The sequence below is a fragment of the Streptomyces sp. NPDC096079 genome (assembly GCF_040303145.1).
In the GTDB taxonomy this organism is placed as follows: domain Bacteria; phylum Actinomycetota; class Actinomycetes; order Streptomycetales; family Streptomycetaceae; genus Streptomyces.
The window spans coordinates 207857-225772 of record NZ_JBEOST010000012.1; the positions used below are offsets into that span (position 1 = coordinate 207857).

General features: G+C 71.0%; 16 protein-coding genes. 12 read left to right on the forward strand and 4 right to left on the reverse strand.

All coding sequences use genetic code 11. From position 1 onward, the window contains the following. Positions 1-128: 128 nt before the first annotated feature. The gene (locus ABTY59_RS24365) at positions 129-584 is read right to left on the reverse strand and encodes an Lrp/AsnC family transcriptional regulator (protein WP_352021126.1); all 456 of its coding nucleotides are present in this window, start codon (positions 582-584) and stop codon (positions 129-131) included. A gap of 111 nt (positions 585-695) precedes the next feature. Here ABTY59_RS24365 and ABTY59_RS24370 point away from each other — a divergent pair, with 111 nt between their 5' ends. From ABTY59_RS24370 to ABTY59_RS24390, 5 genes are all read left to right on the forward strand, one after another. Next, a complete protein-coding gene (locus ABTY59_RS24370) occupies positions 696-1316 on the forward strand; it encodes a LysE family translocator (protein WP_352021127.1) in 621 nt (206 codons plus the stop codon). A gap of 57 nt (positions 1317-1373) precedes the next feature. Then, a complete protein-coding gene (locus tag ABTY59_RS24375; protein WP_352021166.1) occupies positions 1374-1565 on the forward strand; it encodes an MBL fold metallo-hydrolase in 192 nt (63 codons plus the stop codon). Positions 1566-1569: 4 nt separating this feature from the next. Then, positions 1570-1968 carry a PIN domain-containing protein gene (locus ABTY59_RS24380; RefSeq protein ID WP_352021128.1) on the forward strand — a complete coding sequence of 133 codons (399 nt, stop codon included), beginning with the start codon at positions 1570-1572 and terminating at the stop codon, positions 1966-1968. A 168-nt stretch (positions 1969-2136) separates the two neighbouring features. Continuing rightward, positions 2137-3336, forward strand: a complete 1200-nt coding sequence (locus ABTY59_RS24385) for a low temperature requirement protein A (protein ID WP_352021129.1) — start codon at positions 2137-2139, stop codon at positions 3334-3336. Between the two features lie 188 nt (positions 3337-3524). Next, positions 3525-4295, forward strand: a complete 771-nt coding sequence (locus ABTY59_RS24390) for a hypothetical protein (protein ID WP_352021130.1) — start codon at positions 3525-3527, stop codon at positions 4293-4295. 7 nt (positions 4296-4302) lie between these two features. Here ABTY59_RS24390 and ABTY59_RS24395 read toward each other — a convergent pair whose 3' ends face one another. Next, on the reverse strand, positions 4303-4743 hold the full coding sequence (locus ABTY59_RS24395; protein ID WP_352021131.1) for a VOC family protein: 441 nt from the start codon (positions 4741-4743) through the stop codon (positions 4303-4305). A 103-nt stretch (positions 4744-4846) separates the two neighbouring features. Then, on the reverse strand, positions 4847-6154 hold the full coding sequence (locus tag ABTY59_RS24400) for an ROK family transcriptional regulator (RefSeq protein WP_352021132.1): 1308 nt from the start codon (positions 6152-6154) through the stop codon (positions 4847-4849). 170 nt (positions 6155-6324) lie between these two features. On the opposite strand from ABTY59_RS24400, the gene ABTY59_RS24405 reads away from it, so the two are divergent. Genes ABTY59_RS24405 through ABTY59_RS24420 form a run of 4 tightly spaced genes read left to right on the forward strand, consistent with a single transcriptional unit; the run spans position 6325 to position 10934 of the window. Further along, positions 6325-7629: an extracellular solute-binding protein gene (locus tag ABTY59_RS24405; RefSeq protein WP_352021133.1), complete on the forward strand. Its 1305-nt coding sequence runs from the start codon at positions 6325-6327 to the stop codon at positions 7627-7629. A gap of 11 nt (positions 7630-7640) precedes the next feature. Beyond that, complete coding sequence (locus ABTY59_RS24410; RefSeq protein ID WP_352021134.1) at positions 7641-8633, forward strand: carbohydrate ABC transporter permease; 993 nt, start codon at positions 7641-7643, stop codon at positions 8631-8633. A gap of 34 nt (positions 8634-8667) precedes the next feature. Next, complete coding sequence (locus tag ABTY59_RS24415) at positions 8668-9507, forward strand: carbohydrate ABC transporter permease (protein ID WP_352021167.1); 840 nt, start codon at positions 8668-8670, stop codon at positions 9505-9507. Between the two features lie 35 nt (positions 9508-9542). Further along, entirely contained in the window at positions 9543-10934 is a 1392-nt protein-coding gene (locus ABTY59_RS24420) for a GH1 family beta-glucosidase (RefSeq protein ID WP_352021135.1), read from the forward strand. 92 nt (positions 10935-11026) lie between these two features. On the opposite strand, the gene ABTY59_RS24425 is transcribed toward ABTY59_RS24420, so the two are convergent. Next, entirely contained in the window at positions 11027-12046 is a 1020-nt protein-coding gene (locus ABTY59_RS24425) for a LacI family DNA-binding transcriptional regulator (protein WP_352021136.1), read from the reverse strand. Between the two features lie 192 nt (positions 12047-12238). On the opposite strand from ABTY59_RS24425, the gene ABTY59_RS24430 reads away from it, so the two are divergent. The 3 genes from ABTY59_RS24430 (at position 12239) to ABTY59_RS24440 (ending at position 17877) form a co-directional block, all read left to right on the forward strand. Further along, the gene (locus ABTY59_RS24430) at positions 12239-14434 is read left to right on the forward strand and encodes a pectate lyase-like domain-containing protein (RefSeq protein ID WP_352021137.1); all 2196 of its coding nucleotides are present in this window, start codon (positions 12239-12241) and stop codon (positions 14432-14434) included. 131 nt (positions 14435-14565) lie between these two features. Then, on the forward strand, positions 14566-16743 hold the full coding sequence (locus tag ABTY59_RS24435; RefSeq protein WP_352021138.1) for a discoidin domain-containing protein: 2178 nt from the start codon (positions 14566-14568) through the stop codon (positions 16741-16743). 30 nt (positions 16744-16773) lie between these two features. Further along, positions 16774-17877 (forward strand): DUF1996 domain-containing protein, encoded by a 1104-nt coding sequence (locus ABTY59_RS24440; protein WP_352021139.1) that lies wholly within the window; start codon positions 16774-16776, stop codon positions 17875-17877. Positions 17878-17916: the final 39 nt, after the last annotated feature.

A 17916-nucleotide genomic window follows, 5' to 3' on the forward strand; every position in this document is an offset into this window, starting at 1 on the left:
AGTCCTGTGCGGTGCCCTCGGCGTGCCGGACGAAGGCCCTCGTAGCGGAGCTACTTGGGTCTTTGGCCGGTGCGGCGAGGGGGCGCGCCGGGCGCCGCGGGTGCTGTGCGGGACTTTCGAAACACCCCCTAGTCCTCGGGCAGGGGGCGGTCGTCGATGACGTTCTTCATGACCAGCGTGGAGGTCAGGCGCTGGACCCCGGGCAGTCGGGCGAGCCGCTGGTCGTACAGCTCCTGGAACGCGGTCAGGTCGGCGGTCGCGACGCGCAGGAGGTAGTCGGGTTCACCGAAGAGGCGCTGCGCCTGGAGTACGTGGGGCTCGGCGGTCACGGCCTCCTCGAAGGCCGTGACGGTGTCGGCGTCCTCCCAGCGCAGGGTGGCGAAGACCAGCGCCTCGAAGTTCAGGCCGACGGCGGCCGGGTCGACGACGGCCCGGTACCCGCGGATCGCCCCCTCCCGTTCGAGATCGCGCAGGCGCCGGTGGCAGGGCGAGACGCTGAGCCGCACGCGGGCGGCCAGCTCGGTGATGGTCAGGCGGCCGTCGAGCTGCAGCTCGGTAAGAATCTTCCGGTCCAGGGCGTCCATGGAGAAGATTCTTCCCTACTGCGCGCGATCATGGGGTAAAGACGCAAACACTTTCGGGCAATTCCGACCTAGCCTTCCCTCCAGAGCAAGACATGTGAGAGGGAACGATCGATGGACACGACGACACTGGCGGCCTTCCTGGTGGTGGACCTGCTGCTGGTGTTCACCCCGGGCGCGGACTGGGCCTACGCGATCTCCGCCGGTCTGCGGGGCCGCTCGGTCGTTCCGGCCGTCACGGGCTTGATCGCCGGCCACATGGCCTATGCGCTGGTGGCCGTCGCGGGTCTCGCGGTGATCGTCGCGAGCTCCCCGACCGCGCTCACGGCGCTGACCGTGGCGGGTGCCGGATACCTGCTGTGGCTGGGCTGGGGCGTTCTGCGGCAGCCGGTCGTCCCGGCGGCCGCAGGCGAGAGCACGGACACCTCCCGGGCACGGGTCATCCTCAGGGGGGCCGGGACCAGCGGTCTGAACCCCAAGGCGCTCCTGCTGTACTTCTCCCTCTTCCCGCAGTTCATCGACACGGCCGACGGATGGCCGGTCGCCGCGCAGACCGGCGTGCTCAGCACGATGCATCTGACCGCGTGCGCCGTCGTCTACCTCGGTGTCGGCGTTCTGGCGCGCACGGTCCTGAGCACCCGGCCCTCGGCCGCCCGGCTCGTCACCCGCATCAGCGGCGCCATGATGATCGTCATCGGCGTCCTCCTGTTGGTGGAACGGCTGACCGGCGGCTGAGGAACACGTACCGAGGCGGTCTCGCGCCGGGACGCCGGCTGTTGCGCGGCCGAGTGCCTGGACCAGGGCGACACCGACTGGGAGGTCGTCCGCACCCCTGGTCACACTCCCGGGCACCTGGCGCTGTGGCAGCCGGACGAGCGGCTGCTGGTGGTGGGTGACGCGCGGTCCGACCACGACGTCGGCTGGGTGGGTCGGCCGCGCACCCGCCCTGACGCCCGTACCCCTCCTGCTTCTTTGGCATCATGAGGCCGTGCATCCCGCGGACCCTTCCCTCCCTCCCCTGCTGGTGGTCGACGGCGCCAACGTCGTGGGGTCGGTGCCCGACGGCTGGTGGCGCGACCGGCGCGGGGCCGCCGAGCGGCTGCGTGACCGGCTCGCCGCGACCGGCGGACCGAGCGACGGCCTGCATCCGGGCCCGTACGAGATCGTCCTGGTCGTCGAGGGCGCCGCACGGGGCGTCGCCTCCGTGCCCGGCGTACGGGTCGAGGAGGCGCCCGGCAGCGGTGACGACCTGATCGCCGAGCTGGCCCGGCAGGCGAAGGGCCGACCGTGCCTGGTGGTCACCGCCGACCGCGAGCTGCGCCGACGGGTGGAAGCGGAAGGCGCCCGCTGCGCGGGTCCCCGCAGCGTTCTCCGACCGCCCACGTAGGGATCCGGGGCACTCCGGCCCGTCGTACCGCACCGCACCACCGTCTCGCCGTCTCGCCGTCTCTCCACGGATGGACCCCGCTGACGGCGATTCCTTCGTGACCGGAGGCCGTTTCGTGGTCTCATGCAGGCAGTCCGTGTCCGGTCGGTTCCTCACCCGGATGGCCTGATGAGCACTCCGTACCCTGCGGCCGCGTCGCCGCCGCCTTCGCCCTCGGGCCCGTCCGAGGGCGAGGCCGAGCCCCGGCACGCCGGATGGCTGGAGCTCTTCTTCGACCTGGTGTTCGTCGCGTTCGTCGCCCAGCTCTCGCACGGCTTGCACGGCGATCCCGGCTGGCGTGAGTTCGGCGTGTTCCTGGGGCTCTACTTCCCGCCCTGGTGGATGTGGGCCAACCTCACCGTCTCCGCCAACCTTTTCCAGGACGACAGCGCCCGGCGTCGCCTCGCCATGCTCGCCGCCATGTTCTGCCTCGCCGTGATGGCCGCGGCGGTCCCGGAGGCCGACGGGGACCGGGGGCCCGCCTACGCGCTCGGCTACGCGGGGACGCGCCTGGTCCTGCTGGCCCTGTGGTGGCCCGCCACGCGCTACCCCGCGCCGAACAGGGTCCCGCGCTGGCGGCCGCTGACCTACTGCCTGCTGTCCGCGGTGCTCTGGGCGGCGTCGGCGGCGGTTCCGGCGCCGTGGCGGTACGCCGTCTGGGCGGGACTGCTGGTGGCGGAGATGGCCCTGCTGCTCACCGCGCGGGGGCAAGGCGTCCCCCGGCGGGTCCACACCGGGCACCTGGTCGAGCGGGTCGGGCTGTTCGTGATCATCGTGCTCGGCGAATCGGTTCTCGGCCTCATCACCTCCACGGACCACACCTGGACCGCCCGGGCCGGGTTCGTGGCGCTTCTCGGGTTCATCCTGCTGGCCGCGCTGTGGTGGTCGTACTTCGACTTCGCGTCGACGGCGGCGGAGCGGGTCCTCGGCAGCGCGAGCGCCCGTGAGGCGTACCTCCTCGCCCGGGACGTCGGCGGCTTCCTGCACTTCTTCGTCACCGCCGCCGTGATCTCCATGGCCGCGGGGCTGGCCACGGCCGTGGACGAGTCCGCCCACGACCACCTCGCCCCGGGCACGGTATGGGCGCTCGCCGGCGGGCTCGCCGTCTACCACGCGGCACACGCCCTGATCGGCCTGCGCTTCGGCCGGCCCCTGCGCGAGGTCGCGACCTGGGCGGTGCCGGGGGTGGTGATCCCCCTGCTCGTGGTCCTCGGTGCGGACGTGCTCGCTCCCTGGCTGGTGGTCCTGATCCTGACGGCCGAGGCCATCGCCCACCTGCTGTACGCGAAGGCCGCGATGGCCCGCCGCACGGGGGCCGCCGCCGGCTGAGCGAGACGGAAGCGACGGGAGGAACCGGCGAGAAGGAACGGGCGGGACGGGCCCACGGGACAGACCGACGAGACGGACCGACGGTCGGACGAGGGGAAGGAACCGTTCCCCTCGTCCGGCCGTCCTGTGCACGGGAGTCGGTTCACACTCCCTCCGTCACTCCTTCACTCCCCCGTCCGAGGAGATCCATGGTCGACACCGTCAACTCGCTGGCCTCGCGCGTTCACGAGCTGCTGGTCGGCATCCTGACCCATGGGCCCACCACGAGGGACACCTCCGGGCTGCACGATGTCATCGCGCGCTCCACGTCGCTCGGGTCCGACGGCGCGTGGCTCGGTGCGGCGGGTCATGCCGTACTGGGGGTGCTGGCCTGCGTGCAGGGGCAGGAGGAGCAGGCCGTTCACCATCTCGACGCCGCGGTGACGGCCGGCTACAACGACTGCCTCACGCTGCACAGTCCGCCCATGCGTCCGCTGCACCGCGATCCCCGCTTCCGCGCCCTGTACGCGCGGATGCGCATCACCCAGGCCGACCTCGACGAGGTCCACTGGCTGCACCAGGAGATGCACATCCTGGCCGGGGAGGTCCAGCAGGCGAGTGTCGACAACATCGGCCGGCTCGACACCGGGGTGTCCCCGCTTCCGCTGGCGCCGATGCCGACCCGTGAGCCGCATACGCGCGGCGTCCTCATCACGCGCATCGATCTCGCCGCGACCCAGACCGCGCTCCACCAGGCGGTCATGAAGGCGGAGTTCGAGCGCAGCGCCGGGAACACCAGCCTCAGCCTCATCGACGACACGTGGGACCACCCCCAGGCGCGGCGCGACGCCTGGCACGCCGACGAGCTGGACGACCGGCGCCTGCGTGCCGCCGAGGCCCGTGCCTTCGTCGAGCGCCGCGGCGCCGGAGCGCTGCTCCTCCCCTGTCCTCCGCTGGGATCGATCGTCTACCCGGGCTGAGGGGATCTCAGCCGATCTGTTCGGCCAGGGCGAGGATGATGCCCGAGGGGCCGCGGAGGTAGCAGAGGCGGTAGATGTTCTCGTACTGCGCCACCTCGCCGAGCAGTTCGGCACCGTGGCGGCGCAGACGGGCGATGGTGTCGTCGATGTCGTCGACGGCGAACATGACGCGGTGCAGGCCCAGTGTGTTCGGCGGCGCGTCGTGCGAGGCGTCGCCGACCGCCGCGGGGGCGTGGTACTGCGCGAGTTCCAGCTTGCCGTGGCCGTCCGGGGTCCGCATCATCGCGATGTCACTGCGGACCCCGTCGAGCCCGACGGTCTGATCCGCGAAGAGGCCCTCGATCTCCGCCTTGGCCTCGACCTCCATGCCCAGCTCGGTGAAGAAGGCGACAGCGGCGTCCAGGTCCTCGACGACGATCCCGACGTTGTCCATGCGCCGAAGCGTCACGATGGTTCTCCCTCTGCGTTGCGCGGCCCTTCGAGGCCACCGGTATACCCGGGACGGAACCGGCGGGCCGTTCTCGACACCCCCGAGGCGGGGTGAGTTCCGTTCAGGACGAGACCCTGTCCTGGAGGGCCGACTGCCAGGCGGGGGCCGGGACCGCGGGCTTGGTCTCGGGGCGACGGCCGCCCTGGGCGAAGAAGTCGACCAGCGGCAGCAGGGCGGCCCCGACGGTGACGGCCTCGGGTCCGAGGGTGCCGAGGCCGATGCCGGTGCGGCTGGCCGGGTACCGGAGGGCGTACTCCCGGGCGTGGCCGGACACCGTCTCCAGGAAGCGGGTGCCGAGCTGGAGGCCCGCCCAGCCGCCGACGAGGATGCGCTCGGGCTGGAATAGGTTGATGAGGTCGGCGAAGCCGGCGCCCAGGTACTCGGCGGTCTCCGCGAGCACGGCGAGTGCCGTGCCGTCGGGTTCCGCTCCCGGCTCCGTCGGGTACGCCGCCGCGAGCATCGCGGTGAGGGCCGTCTCCTCGTCCGTGCCCGTCGGCGGCTCTCCGCCGGCCTCGCGCCAGCGGTCCAGGAGCGCCTCGGCTCCCGCGTACGCCTCCAGACAGCCCTGCGCGCCGCAGCGGCAGCGGCGTCCCCTGACCCGGACCGTCAGATGGCCCCATTCGAGGGCGCGTCCGGGCCCCATCGGGTCCGTCACCACGCACGCGCCGACGCCCGAGCCGAAGAGCACGACCACGGCGCTGCGCGCACCCCGGCCCGCGCCGAACCACATCTCGGCCTGGCCGAGGGTCTTGGCGCCGTTGTCGATCCGGTAGGGGACGTCCTCGGGCAGGTCGACGGCCGCACGGAGGAGGCGTTCGAAGGGGACGGCGTCCCAGCCGACGGTCTGGCCGTGCACGACCGCCCCGCTCCCGGGATCGCGGGCGACGATGCCGGGGACGCCGATCCCGACGCCGATGAGGCGGTCGGCGGGCACGTCCGCCGTACGCAGCACTTCGGCGATGCCCTCGCGGAGGTGGCCGACGACGAGGTCGACGTCGTAGCGGGCGGTACGGGGGCCGGAGCTGGCCAACGCGCGTTCGGTGCGGGCGAGTTCGGTGAGGGTGAGGTCGAACAGCTCGATCCTGACCCGGGTCTCCCCGATGTCGACGCCGATCATGAAGCCGCTGGCGGGGGTGATCCGCAGCAGCGTACGGGGGCGTCCGCCGGCCGAGTCGACGCTGCCCGCCTCCTCCACCAGGCCCTCCGCCACGAGCTCCGCGACCACGTTGCTGACCGATCCGGAGCTGAGGCCGGTCGCGGGGCCGAGCATGAGGCGGCTCATCGGGCCGTCGAAGTACAGCCGGCGCAGCACGGCGGTGCGGTTCTCGCGCCGCAGGTCACGCACCGTGCGGCCAGTTCTCGCGTGCACGTTGGTCCCCGTCTCCGTAGTCGTTCCTTGCAACATACCCGCAGTACAAGCCTTGACGCGACCTTCTCATGGGGTTTAACTCACATCCTAAATTAAGCCGGTGTCACGGCGAGGTCTCCTGACGCTCACCGCATCGGCACTCCCCTCGTCCCCGAAAGGGCCCAGGAGTCATGCGCAGAATCAGAGCCGCTGTCACCGGTGCCGTCACGCTCTCCCTCGCCTTCGGCGTCACCGCCTGCGGGGGCGGTGACGGAAGCGGGTCGTCACCGAAGACCCTCACCTACTGGGCCTCCAACCAGGGCTCAAGCATCGAGGTCGACAAGAAGGTCCTGCAGCCCGAACTCGACCAGTTCGAGAAGGAGACCGGGATCAAGGTCAAGCTGGAGGTGGTCCCCTGGTCCGACCTGCTCAACCGGATCCTCACCGCCACCACCTCCGGCCAGGGCCCCGACGTCCTCAACATCGGGAACACCTGGAGCGCCTCCCTCCAGTCCACCGGCGCCCTGCTGCCCTGGGACGCGAAGAACCTCGACGCCATCGGCGGCAAGGACCGCTTCGTCGACTCCGCGCTCGGCTCCACCGGCGTCCCCGGCAAGGAGCCGGCCGCCGTCCCGCTGTACTCGATGGCCTACGCGCTCTACTACAACAAGCAGCTGTTCAAGGACGCCGGCATAGCGAAGCCGCCGACCACCTGGGACGAGGTGATCGCGGCCGGCAAGAAGCTCGGCGAGGACGGCAAGTCGGGCATCGGCGTCGAGGGCTCCAACCTGTCCAACAACATCCACCAGGTCTTCGTGCTCGGGAAGCAGCACGGCGCGGACTTCTTCACCGCCGACGGCAAGCCGGACTTCACCTCCGACGGGGCCGTCGCCGCCGTCAAGCAGTACGTCGACCTGATGGCCGCGCAGAAGATCGTGGCCCCCGGCAACGCCGAGTACGCCCAGAACCAGTCCCTCAGCGACTTCGCCAAGGGCAAGACCGGCATGGTGCTGTGGCAGACGCCGCAGCAGACGTTCGCCTCCCAGGGCATGGCCCCGGAGGACTGGGGCGTCGCGCCCGCCCCGGTGTCCTCGGGCAAGCCCGGCCAGGGCACCCAGACCAACTCGATGGTCGCCGGCATCAACATGGCCGTCTTCAAGAACACCAAGAACCTCGACGGCGCGCTGAAGTTCGTGAAGTTCATGACCAGCGACGAGGAGCAGATCCTCCTCAACAAGGCCTACGGCTCGGTGCCGCCGGTGAAGGGCGCCCAGAAGGACCCCGTCTTCGCCGACCCGTCGCTCACCGTCATCCGGGAGACCCTCGCCTCCAGCGCCGCGGCCCTGCCGCAGGTTCCGGAGGAGTCGCAGTTCGAGACGGTCGTCGGCACCGCGGTCAAGGAGCTGTTCGCCGACGCCGCCGCAGGCCGCCCCGTCACCACGGAGTCCGTCAAGGCCAAGCTCGAAAAGGCCCAGCAGCAGATGCCCACGAAGTAGGCCGCCCCACCATGACCGAGACCGCCGTCACTCCCCCGAGTGAGCGGGCGGTGCGCAAGGCCGCACCCGGAGAGGCACGCGCACCGCGCCGCTCCGGGCGTCGCCGCATCGCCCTGCCGTACCTGCTGCTCCTGCCCGCCCTGCTCCTCGAACTGCTCGTCCACCTCGTCCCGATGCTCATGGGCATCACCATGAGCTTCCGGGAGCTCACCCAGTTCTACATCCGGAACTGGTCGGAGGCCCCCTGGTCGGGCCTGGACAACTACACCGTCGCGATCGACTTCGACGCCCCCGTCGGCCAGGCCCTCCTCAAGTCCTTCGTGACGACGTGCGTCTTCACCCTCGCGTCCGTGGGGCTGTGCTGGCTCCTGGGGACGGCAGCCGCGATCTTCCTCCAGGAGAACTTCCGGGGCCGCGGCTTCCTCCGGACGCTGTTCCTCGTCCCGTACGCCCTGCCGGTCTACGCCGCCGTCATCACCTGGGCGTTCATGTTCCAGCGCGACAACGGCCTGATCAACCACGTCCTGCACGACCAGCTCGGCATCGGCGACAGCCCCGCCTTCTGGCTCATCGGGGACAACAGCTTCTGGGCCCTGCTCGTCGTCTCCGTGTGGAAGGGCTGGCCCTTCGCCTTCCTCACCGTCATGGCCGGACTGCAGAACATCCCCCGGGACATGTACGAGGCGGCGGCCCTCGACGGGGCCGGCGTCTGGAAGCAGATCCGGCACATCACCCTGCCGTCGCTGCGCTCCGTCAACCAGGTCCTCGTCCTCGTCCTCTTCCTGTGGACGTTCAACGACTTCAACACGCCGTTCGTGCTCTTCGGCAAGGCGGCGCCCGAAGCGGCCGACCTGATCTCGCTCCACATCTACCAGTCGTCCTTCCAGACGTGGAACTTCGGCACCGGCTCGGCCATGTCCGTCCTGCTGCTGCTGTTCCTCCTCGTCGTCACGGGCGTCTACCTCCTGCTCACCAGCCGCGGAAGGAAGACCTCCGATGTCTGAGCACGCATCCCGGCGCGCGGCACCGCGCTCCCCCATGGCGGCGCCCCGCTCGTTCCTGTGGACGCGGCGGATCTTCCTCACCCTGCTCACCACGTTCGTGGTGCTGCCGGTGTACGTCATGGTGTCCAGCTCCCTCAAGCCGCTGGCGGACGTCTCGGGCGCGTTCGAGTGGATCCCCTCCGGGCTCACGCTCCGTCCGTACGTCGACATCTGGGAGACCGTCCCGCTCGCGGACTACTTCGTGAACTCGATCGTCGTCGCGGGCGCGGCAACCGTCTTCTCCGTGGCCGTCGCGATCTTCGCCGCGTACGCCGTCAGCCGCTACAGCTTCCGCGGCAAGCGGGTCTTCACCGTGACGGTGCTGTCCACGCAGATGTTCCCCGGCATCCTCTTCCTGCTGCCGCTCTTCCTCATCTACGTCAACATCGGCAATGCCACCGGCATCGCCCTCTTCGGCTCCCGCGAAGGCCTGATCCTCACCTATCTGACCTTCTCGCTGCCGTTCTCCATCTGGATGCTGACCGGCTACTTCGACTCGATCCCGCGCGAACTCGACGAGGCGGCCAAGGTCGACGGCTGCGGACCGATCAGCGCGCTGTTCCGCGTCATCGTCCCGGCCGCGTCCCCCGGCATCATCGCCGTCGCCGTCTACGCCTTCATGACCGCCTGGGGCGAGGTCCTCTTCGCCTCCGTCATGACGAACGACACCACCCGCACCCTCGCCGTCGGTCTCCAGGGATACGCCACCCAGAACGACGTCTACTGGAACCAGGTGATGGCCGCCTCCCTGGTGGTGAGCGTCCCCGTCGTCGTCGGCTTCCTGCTCCTCCAGCGCTACCTCGTCGCCGGCCTCACGGCAGGCGCGGTCAAGTGACGCCCCTCTCCACACCCATCACGAAGAGGTTCCCCGTGCCCGAATCCACCGACTCCCGCACCACGCTCGACCTGGAGGCCTTCCCGCCGGACTTCGCCTGGGGCACCGCGACCTCCGCCTACCAGATCGAGGGCGCCGTCGCCGAGGACGGCCGCGCCCCCTCCATCTGGGACACCTTCTCGCGCGTCCCCGGCGCCGTCGACAACGGCGACCACGGCGACACCGCCTGCGACCACTACCACCGCTGGCCCGAGGACATCGCCCTGATGAAGGGACTCGGCACCGACGCCTACCGGCTGTCCGTCGCCTGGCCGCGCGTCCTGCCCGGCGGCGACGGCCCCGTCAACACGGCCGGACTCGACTTCTACGACCGGCTCGTCGACGGACTCCTCGACGCCGGCATCACCCCCTCCGTCACCCTCTACCACTGGGACCTGCCGCAGGCGCTCCAGGACCGGGTGCGGGACAGCCACGGCGGCTGGACCGAGCGCGCCACCGCCGAACACCTCGCCTCGTACGCCTCCGTCGTCGCGGAGCGCCTCGGCGACCGGGTCACCCAGTGGGCCACGCTCAACGAACCGCTCTGCTCGGGCTGGATCGGCCACCTCGAAGGACGGATGGCGCCGGGCCTCACCGACCTCACCGCCGCGGTCCGCGCCTCGTACCACCTCCTGCTCGGCCACGGCCTGGCCACCGAGGCCATCCGCGCCGCCGCCCCCGGGGCCCGGATCGGCCTGGTCACCAACCACTCCACCGTCACACCCGCCTCCAGCCGGCCCGAGGACGTCGCCGCCGCCGCCCGAGCGGACGGCCACAGCAACCGCTGGTGGCTCGACCCGGTCTACGGCCGGGGCTTCCCCGCCGACATGCGCGAGCTGTACGGGGTCGAACTCCCGGAACGTCCGGGCGACCTGGAGGTCATCGCCGCGCCGCTCGACTGGCACGGCCTCAACTACTACTTCCCCGTCACCGTCGCCGACGACCCCGAAGGCCCCGCCCCGTACGCCCGCGAGGTGCGCCTCCCCGACGTCCCCCGCACCGGCATGGACTGGCAGGTCGACGCGGGCGGCCTGGAGGCCTTCCTGCTGCGGCTCACCGACGACTACGGCGTCCGGAAGCTGTACGTCACCGAGAACGGCTCCGCCTTCCCCGACGCGGTGGGCCCCGACGGCGAGGTCCACGACCCGGAGCGCACCCGCTACCTGGAGGAGCACCTCGCGGCCTGCGCCCGCGCCCTGCGCAAGGGCGTGCCGCTCGCCGGGTACTACGCCTGGTCCCTGCTCGACAACTTCGAATGGGCCTACGGCTACGACAAGCGCTTCGGGCTCGTCCACGTCGACTACGCGACCCAGCGCAGGACCGTGAAGACGAGCGGACGCCGGTACGCGGACATCGTCCGCGCCCACCGGGAGACGACCGCGGGCTGACGGGGAGCCCTTCGCGAAGCTCCGGAAGGCCGCCCCGCCACGACCGGGGCGGCCTTCCGGCGTCCGCCGGGCCCCGGCCACCGTCGTACGGCTCAGGTGGACGCGCGCACGACGAGCACCGGCTCGAACACCTTCGCGCCCGGCTCGGACCGGGTTCCGTCGAGCTGCTCGACCAGGAGTCCGGCCATCGCGGCCGCCATCCGCTCCACCGGCTGGCGCACGGTGGTCAGCTGCGGACGTGCCTTCCGCGCGGCCACCGAGTCGTCGAAGCCCACGACGGCCACCGCGCCGGGGACGGCCACACCCTGTTCGCGCAGGTACTGGCAGGCGCCCTGGGCCATCAGGTCGTTGGCGGCGAACACGGCGTCGGTGCCCGGGTGGTCCTTCAGGAGCTTCGCCATGGCGCGTCTGCCGCTGTCCACCGTGAACCGGCCCCGGACGACGGGGACCGATGTGATCCCTCGTGCCGCGAGGGCGTCCCTGAATCCGTCCAGGCGCGCGTCCGCCGTGGGGGCGGTGGCCGGTGCGGCGATGGTGGCGGGGCGACGGCGGCCGGTGGCCCACAGGTGCTCGGCCGCGAGACGCGCACCCGCGGTGTTGTCGAGGTCGACGAAGCCGCATCCGTCCCCCTCGCGGGGACGGCCGAACAGCACCGTGGGCAGGCCCGCCGCCGTCAGCATCGCCGGGAGCGGGTCGTGCTCGTCGAGCGGGACGACGAGGGCGCCGTCGGCGCCGCCCTGTCCGAGGTACTCGACGAGTCGGGTCCTGGCCTGTTCCGACTCGGCGACCAGCAGCACGGGCTGGATGCCGCGCCGGCGCAGGACCGGCAGGACGCCGTCCACCACCCGGCCGAAGAACGGGTCGGAGAACACCCGGGCGGTGAAGGACCTGCCCGTGGCGGAGAGCACGAGGGCGACCGTCCCGGTGCGGCGCGTCACCAGGGAGCGGGCGGCCTGGTTGGGCGTGTAGCCGATGCGGGCGATGGCGTCGCGCACGCTCCGCTGGATGTCGGGAGCCACGTTGCGCACGCCGTTGACGACGCGGGACACCGTCGCGCGGGACACCCCCGCCTCACGTGCGACGTCTTCCAGAGTCGGTGCTCGATTCCCCACTCACGCACCTTAACGGTGCCGTGTGTCCGGTGGGAGGACGGTCCGCGGGCGGGCCGCACCCCCCCAGAGTCGACACTTAATGAAAGCCAAAAGAAAAGGCGTGTCGTACGCCTTGACCGTCAACTCGCCCTGCGGGCAAGGTTTCGGGAGAGCGCTCTCCCACGTTTCCCCCCTGTATCCAGAGGAGACCCCATGTCTTCCGTCGGGTCCCCGCCGGTCTTCCGGCGACCCGCCTCACGCGTCCGCCGGGCCGCCGTCGGCGCACTTGTCACCTCCCTGGCCGGCGGCCTGCTCGCCCTGGCCCCCGCCACGTCGGCACAGGCCGCTCCCACCCTGCTCTCGCAGGGCAGGCCGGCCACCGCCTCCTCCACGGAAGGGGCCGCCTTCTCCGCCGGTGCCGCCTTCGACGGCGACCTCACCGGAACCCGCTGGGCCAGCTCCTGGCAGGACGCCCAGTGGATCCAGGTCGACCTCGGCAGCAGCGCCACGCTCAGCCACGCCGTCCTCACCTGGGAGGCCGCCTACGGCAGGAGCTACGACATCCAGGCCTCCGAGAACGGCACCGACTGGCGGACCGTCACCTCGGTCACCGGGGGCGACGGAGGCACCGACGACGTCACGCTCTCCGGCACCGGCCGGTACATCCGCATGAAGGGGGTCACCCGCGCCACCGGATACGGCTTCTCCCTCTGGGAGTTCCAGGTCTACGGCAGCTCCGGCGGCACCGGACCGACCCTCCCGGGCGGCGGTGACCTCGGCCCCAACGTGCACGTCTTCGACCCGTCGACCCCGGGCATCCAGGCCAAGCTGGACCAGGTCTTCCAGGAGCAGGAGTCGGCCCAGTTCGGCAGCGGCCGGCACGCCTTCCTCTTCAAGCCCGGCACGTACAACGGGCTCAACGCGCAGATCGGCTTCTACACCCAGATCGCCGGCCTCGGTCTGCGCCCCGGAGACACCACCATCAACGGTGACGTGACCGTCGACGCGGGCTGGTTCAACGGCAACGCCACCCAGAACTTCTGGCGCGGCGCGGAGGGCCTGACCCTCAACCCGGTGAACGGCACCGACCGGTGGGCCGTCTCGCAGGCCTCCTCCTTCCGCCGCATGCACGTCAAGGGCGGGCTCAACCTCGCGCCGAACGGCTACGGCTGGGCCAGCGGCGGCTACATCGCCGACTCCAAGGTCGACGGGCAGATCGGCAACTACTCGCAGCAGCAGTGGTACACCCGGGACAGCTCCGTCGGCGGCTGGTCCAACAGCGTGTGGAACCAGGTCTTCTCGGGCGTCGAGGGCGCTCCGGCCACTTCCTTCCCGGAGCCCCGCTACACCACGCTCGACACGACGCCGATCTCCCGCGAGAAGCCGTACCTCTACCTCGACGGGAACGAGTACAAGGTCTTCGCCCCGGCCAAGCGCGTCAACGCGCGCGGCACCACCTGGGCCAACGGCGCGCCGCAGGGCGAATCCATCCCGCTGAGCCAGTTCTACGTGGTCAAGCCGGGCGCCACCGCCGCCACGATCAACCAGGCGCTGGCGCAGGGCCTGCACCTGCTGTTCACCCCGGGCGTCTACCACGTCGACCAGACGATCAACGTGAACCGCGCGAACACCGTCGTGCTCGGCCTCGGCCTCGCCACGATCATCCCGGACAACGGCGTCACGGCGATGAAGGTCGCCGACGTCGACGGCGTCCGGCTCGCCGGCTTCCTGATCGACGCCGGCCCGGTCAACTCGCCGACCCTGCTGGAGCTCGGACCGCAGAACTCCACCGCCGACCACGCCGCCAACCCCACCACCGTGCAGGACGTGTACGTCCGCGTCGGTGGCGCCGGCGCGGGCAAGGCCACCACCAGCGTGGTCGTGAACAGCGACGACGCGATCATCGACCACACCTGGGTGTGGCGCGCCGACCACGGCGAGGGCGTCGGCTGGGAGACCAACCGGGCCGACTACGGCGTCCGCGTCAACGGCGACGACGTGCTCGCCACCGGTCTGTTCGTCGAGCACTTCAACAAGTACGACGTCGAGTGGTACGGCGAGCGCGGCCGCACGATCTTCTACCAGAACGAGAAGGCGTACGACGCCCCCAACCAGGCCGCCATCCAGAACGGCGCCACGAAGGGGTACGCCGCCTACCGGGTCGACGACTCCGTGAACACCCACGAGGCCTGGGGCCTCGGCAGCTACTGCAACTACAACGTCGACCCGACGATCGTCCAGGACCACGGCTTCAAGGCACCCGTCAAGCCGGGAGTGAGGTTCCACAGCCTCCTGGTCGTGTCCCTCGGCGGCATGGGGCACTACAACCACGTCATCAACGACACCGGAGCGTCCACCATCCCCGCCGGTACGTCCACCGTGCCGTCGACCGTCGTCAACTTCCCCTGACGGTCCGCCGGGACGCGCCCCCGCACCGGCGCGTCCCGGCCCTCCCCACCCCTTCCGGGCGGCGCTCCCGTCCCGTCGCGCCGCCCGGAAGGCGATCCCCTCCCTCCCCCGTCCTCCGTCCAGGAGCCCCCATGACCGCGACCACCACCCCACCCTCGCGAAGGTTCGCCCGCGCTCGCACGACCGGCTCACTCGTCTCCCTGGGTGCCCTGCTGGCCACCTCCGTCACCCTCCTCACCGCGCCGCGGGCCACCGCCGCCGAGACCCTCCTCTCCCAGGGGAAGACCGCCACCGCCTCCTCGACCGAGGGTGCCGCCTGGGGCGCCTCCGCCGCGTTCGACGGCGATCTCACCGGAACCCGCTGGGCGAGCCAGTGGAGCGACGCCCAGTGGATCCAGGTCGACCTGGGCAGCAGCGCGGACATCAGCCGCGTCGTCCTGAACTGGGAGGGCGCCTACGGCAAGGCGTACGACATCCAGCTGTCCGACAACGGCAGCGACTGGCGCACCGTCACGTCCGTGACCGCCGGCGACGGGGGCACCGACGAGCTGGCGGTCACCGGCACCGGACGCTACGTCCGCCTCCAGGGGATCACCCGGGGGACCGGATACGGCTACTCCCTGTGGGAGTTCCGGGTGTACGGCGGCGGGTCCACGCAGCCCGAGCCCGGCGGCGCCGTCCGCGTGAGCGGCTCCCAGGGCGCCTGGCGGCTGACGGTGGGCGGGCAGCCGTACACCGTCAAGGGCGTCACCTGGGGTCCCGCCATGGCGGACGCCTCCCGCTACATGCCCGACGTGAAGTCGATGGGCGTCAACACCGTCCGTACCTGGGGAACGGACGCCTCCAGCAAACCCCTGCTCGACGCGGCGGCCGCCCACGGCGTCAAGGTGATCAACGGCTTCTGGCTGCAGCCGGGCGGCGGCCCGGGCTCCGGCGGCTGCGTGAACTACGTGACGGACGCCGCGTACAAGGACAACGCGCTCAACGAGTTCGCGAAGTGGGTCGACACGTACAAGTCCCACCCGGCCACCCTCATGTGGAACGTCGGCAACGAGTCCGTCCTCGGTCTGCAGAACTGCTACGGCGGCACCGAGCTGGAGGCCCAGCGCAACGCGTACACGACCTTCGTCAACGACGTCGCCAAGAGGATCCACGCGATCGACCCGGACCACCCCGTCACCTCCACGGACGCGTGGACCGGAGCCTGGCCCTACTACAAGCGCAACGCCCCGGACCTGGACCTGTACTCGATGAACGCGTACGGCGACATCTGCGGGGTCCGCGAGGACTGGGTGGAAGGCGGCTACACCAAGCCGTACATCATCACCGAGACCGGGCCCGCCGGCGAGTGGGAGACCCCGAAGGACGCCAACGGCGTTCCCGACGAGCCCACCGACGTCCAGAAGGCCGACGGATACACCAAGGCCTGGAACTGCGTCACCGGCCACCAGGGCGTCGCCCTCGGAGCGACCGTCTTCCACTACGGCGTCGAGCACGACTTCGGCGGCGTCTGGTTCAACCTCCTGCCCGACGGGCTGAAGCGCCTCTCGTACTACGCCCTCAAGAAGGCGTACACCGGCTCCGCCACGGGCGACAACACTCCGCCCGTCATCAGCGGCATGACGGTCACGCCCGCCGGATCCGCCCCGGCCGGAGGGGAGTTCACCGTCCACGCCGACGTCCGCGATCCCGACGGCGACCCCGTCACCACCAAGATCTACCTGAGCGGCAACTACGCCAACGGCGACAAGCGCCTCGTCGACGCGCAGTACCGCTCCCTCGGCAACGGCACCTTCGCCGTCACCGCGCCCGAGAAGCTCGGCGTGTGGAAGGTGTACGTGCAGGCCGAGGACGGCCGCGGCAACGCCGGCATCGAGACCAAGTCCGTCAGGGTCGTCGCCCCGCCGGTCGCCGGGACCAACATCGCCCTGGGCAGGCCCACCACCGCCTCCTCCTTCCAGGCCTCCTACGGCGACTGCCCCTGCCCCGCCGCCAACGCCACGGACGGCAACGGCACCACGCGCTGGGCCAGCGACTGGAGCGACCCGCAGTGGATCCGGGTCGACCTCGGCTCGGTCCGCACGTTCAACCGGCTGCAGCTGGTGTGGGACCCGGCGTACGCCCGCGCCTACGAGGTCCAGGTCTCCGACGACGGCACGACCTGGCGGACCGTCCACACCACCACCAGCGGCAACGGCGACGTCGACACCATCGAGACCGGTGCCACCGCACGGTACGTCCGGCTCCAGCTCACCGCGCGCGGCACCGGCTGGGGCTACTCGCTCCACGAGCTCGGCATCAACAGCTGACCCCATCCCGAGGAGAACGAGGAGATCAGGATGAGAATCCGCGGCAGGACCCTGTCCGCCTTACTGCTCGCCGCCGCCCTGGGCACCTCCGCCCTGACCGTCGGCACCTACAGCGCGGCGGCCGACGGGAAGACCCCGGCACCGGCGTCCGCCCACGCCGGACACGCGGCGGGCAGCTCCGCCGGCGCGCACGTCATGGGCGCCTCCGCCCTGCCCTCGGCCGACGACCCCGACGGGGACGGCTACATACCGGCCGTCCCGCAGGTCACCGGTGTGACGCCGTCCGACAGGACACCGGCGCCCGCGTACCACCACGAGTTCCAGGCCAACTGCTCCGTCACGCACACCGCGCCGGACGACCCGATCGTCTACCCGGGCCGGCCGGGCGCGTCGCACGACCACACGTTCATGGGCAACACGTCCACGAACGCCCACTCCACCACCGCGTCCCTGACGGGCGGGGCGACCACCTGCAACGCGCCCGACGACTCCTCGGCGTACTGGATGCCCTCGCTGTACAAGGGCGACCAGAAGATCCTCCCCGTCGGACCCCAGGTCATCTACTACAAGTCGGGCGTCACCGACTACACGAGCGTCCGTCCCTTCCCCAAGGGGCTGCGGTTCGTCGTCGGCAGCCCGGCGCAGAGCGCCCAGGAGTTCCGCGGCCACAAGGGCTTCGTCGAGGGCTGGGAGTGCGGTGACAGCTTCTTCAACGTCGACTTCCCGGCGAGCTGTCCGAGCCGGCCCGACGTCCAGCTGAACATCCGCTTCCAGGCCCCCAGTTGCTGGAACGGCCTGTACCTCGACACCCCCGACCACAAGAGCCACATGGCGTACCCGGTGGTCAAGCCCGGCACCAACGACAACATGTGTCCGGCCTCCCACCCGGTCGCCCTGCCGATGATCGAGTTCAAGATGGCCTTCCCGGTCAACGGCGACATGTCGCAGGTCCGGCTCTCCAGCGGCCGCGGCTACTCCTTCCACTACGACTTCTTCAACGCCTGGGAGGAGCGCACCCTCAAGGCCCTGGTGGACCACTGCGTCGTCGGCGGCCTCCAGTGCGACACGCGCGGCTACGACCTGTACCACCCGGAGCGCGGCGCGGTCCTGAACGCGGACCACCGCCTGCCCTGACCCTCCCCGTCCCCAGCACGGCCCGGACGCCCGCGAGGC

Excerpts from the sequence above, each read along its gene's own strand:
- ABTY59_RS24365 (WP_352021126.1), bottom strand. The coding sequence starts at position 584 with ATGGACGCCCTGGACCGGAAGATTCTTACCGAGCTGCAGCTCGACGGC.
- ABTY59_RS24415 (WP_352021167.1), top strand. The coding sequence starts at position 8,668 with ATGGCGGCGCCCCGCTCGTTCCTGTGGACGCGGCGGATCTTCCTCACC.
- ABTY59_RS24410 (WP_352021134.1), top strand. The coding sequence starts at position 7,641 with ATGACCGAGACCGCCGTCACTCCCCCGAGTGAGCGGGCGGTGCGCAAG.
- ABTY59_RS24385 (WP_352021129.1), top strand. The coding sequence starts at position 2,137 with ATGAGCACTCCGTACCCTGCGGCCGCGTCGCCGCCGCCTTCGCCCTCG.
- ABTY59_RS24370 (WP_352021127.1), top strand. The coding sequence starts at position 696 with ATGGACACGACGACACTGGCGGCCTTCCTGGTGGTGGACCTGCTGCTG.
- ABTY59_RS24435 (WP_352021138.1), top strand. The coding sequence starts at position 14,566 with ATGACCGCGACCACCACCCCACCCTCGCGAAGGTTCGCCCGCGCTCGC.
- ABTY59_RS24405 (WP_352021133.1), top strand. The coding sequence starts at position 6,325 with ATGCGCAGAATCAGAGCCGCTGTCACCGGTGCCGTCACGCTCTCCCTC.
- ABTY59_RS24430 (WP_352021137.1), top strand. The coding sequence starts at position 12,239 with ATGTCTTCCGTCGGGTCCCCGCCGGTCTTCCGGCGACCCGCCTCACGC.
- ABTY59_RS24440 (WP_352021139.1), top strand. The coding sequence starts at position 16,774 with ATGAGAATCCGCGGCAGGACCCTGTCCGCCTTACTGCTCGCCGCCGCC.
- ABTY59_RS24390 (WP_352021130.1), top strand. The coding sequence starts at position 3,525 with ATGGTCGACACCGTCAACTCGCTGGCCTCGCGCGTTCACGAGCTGCTG.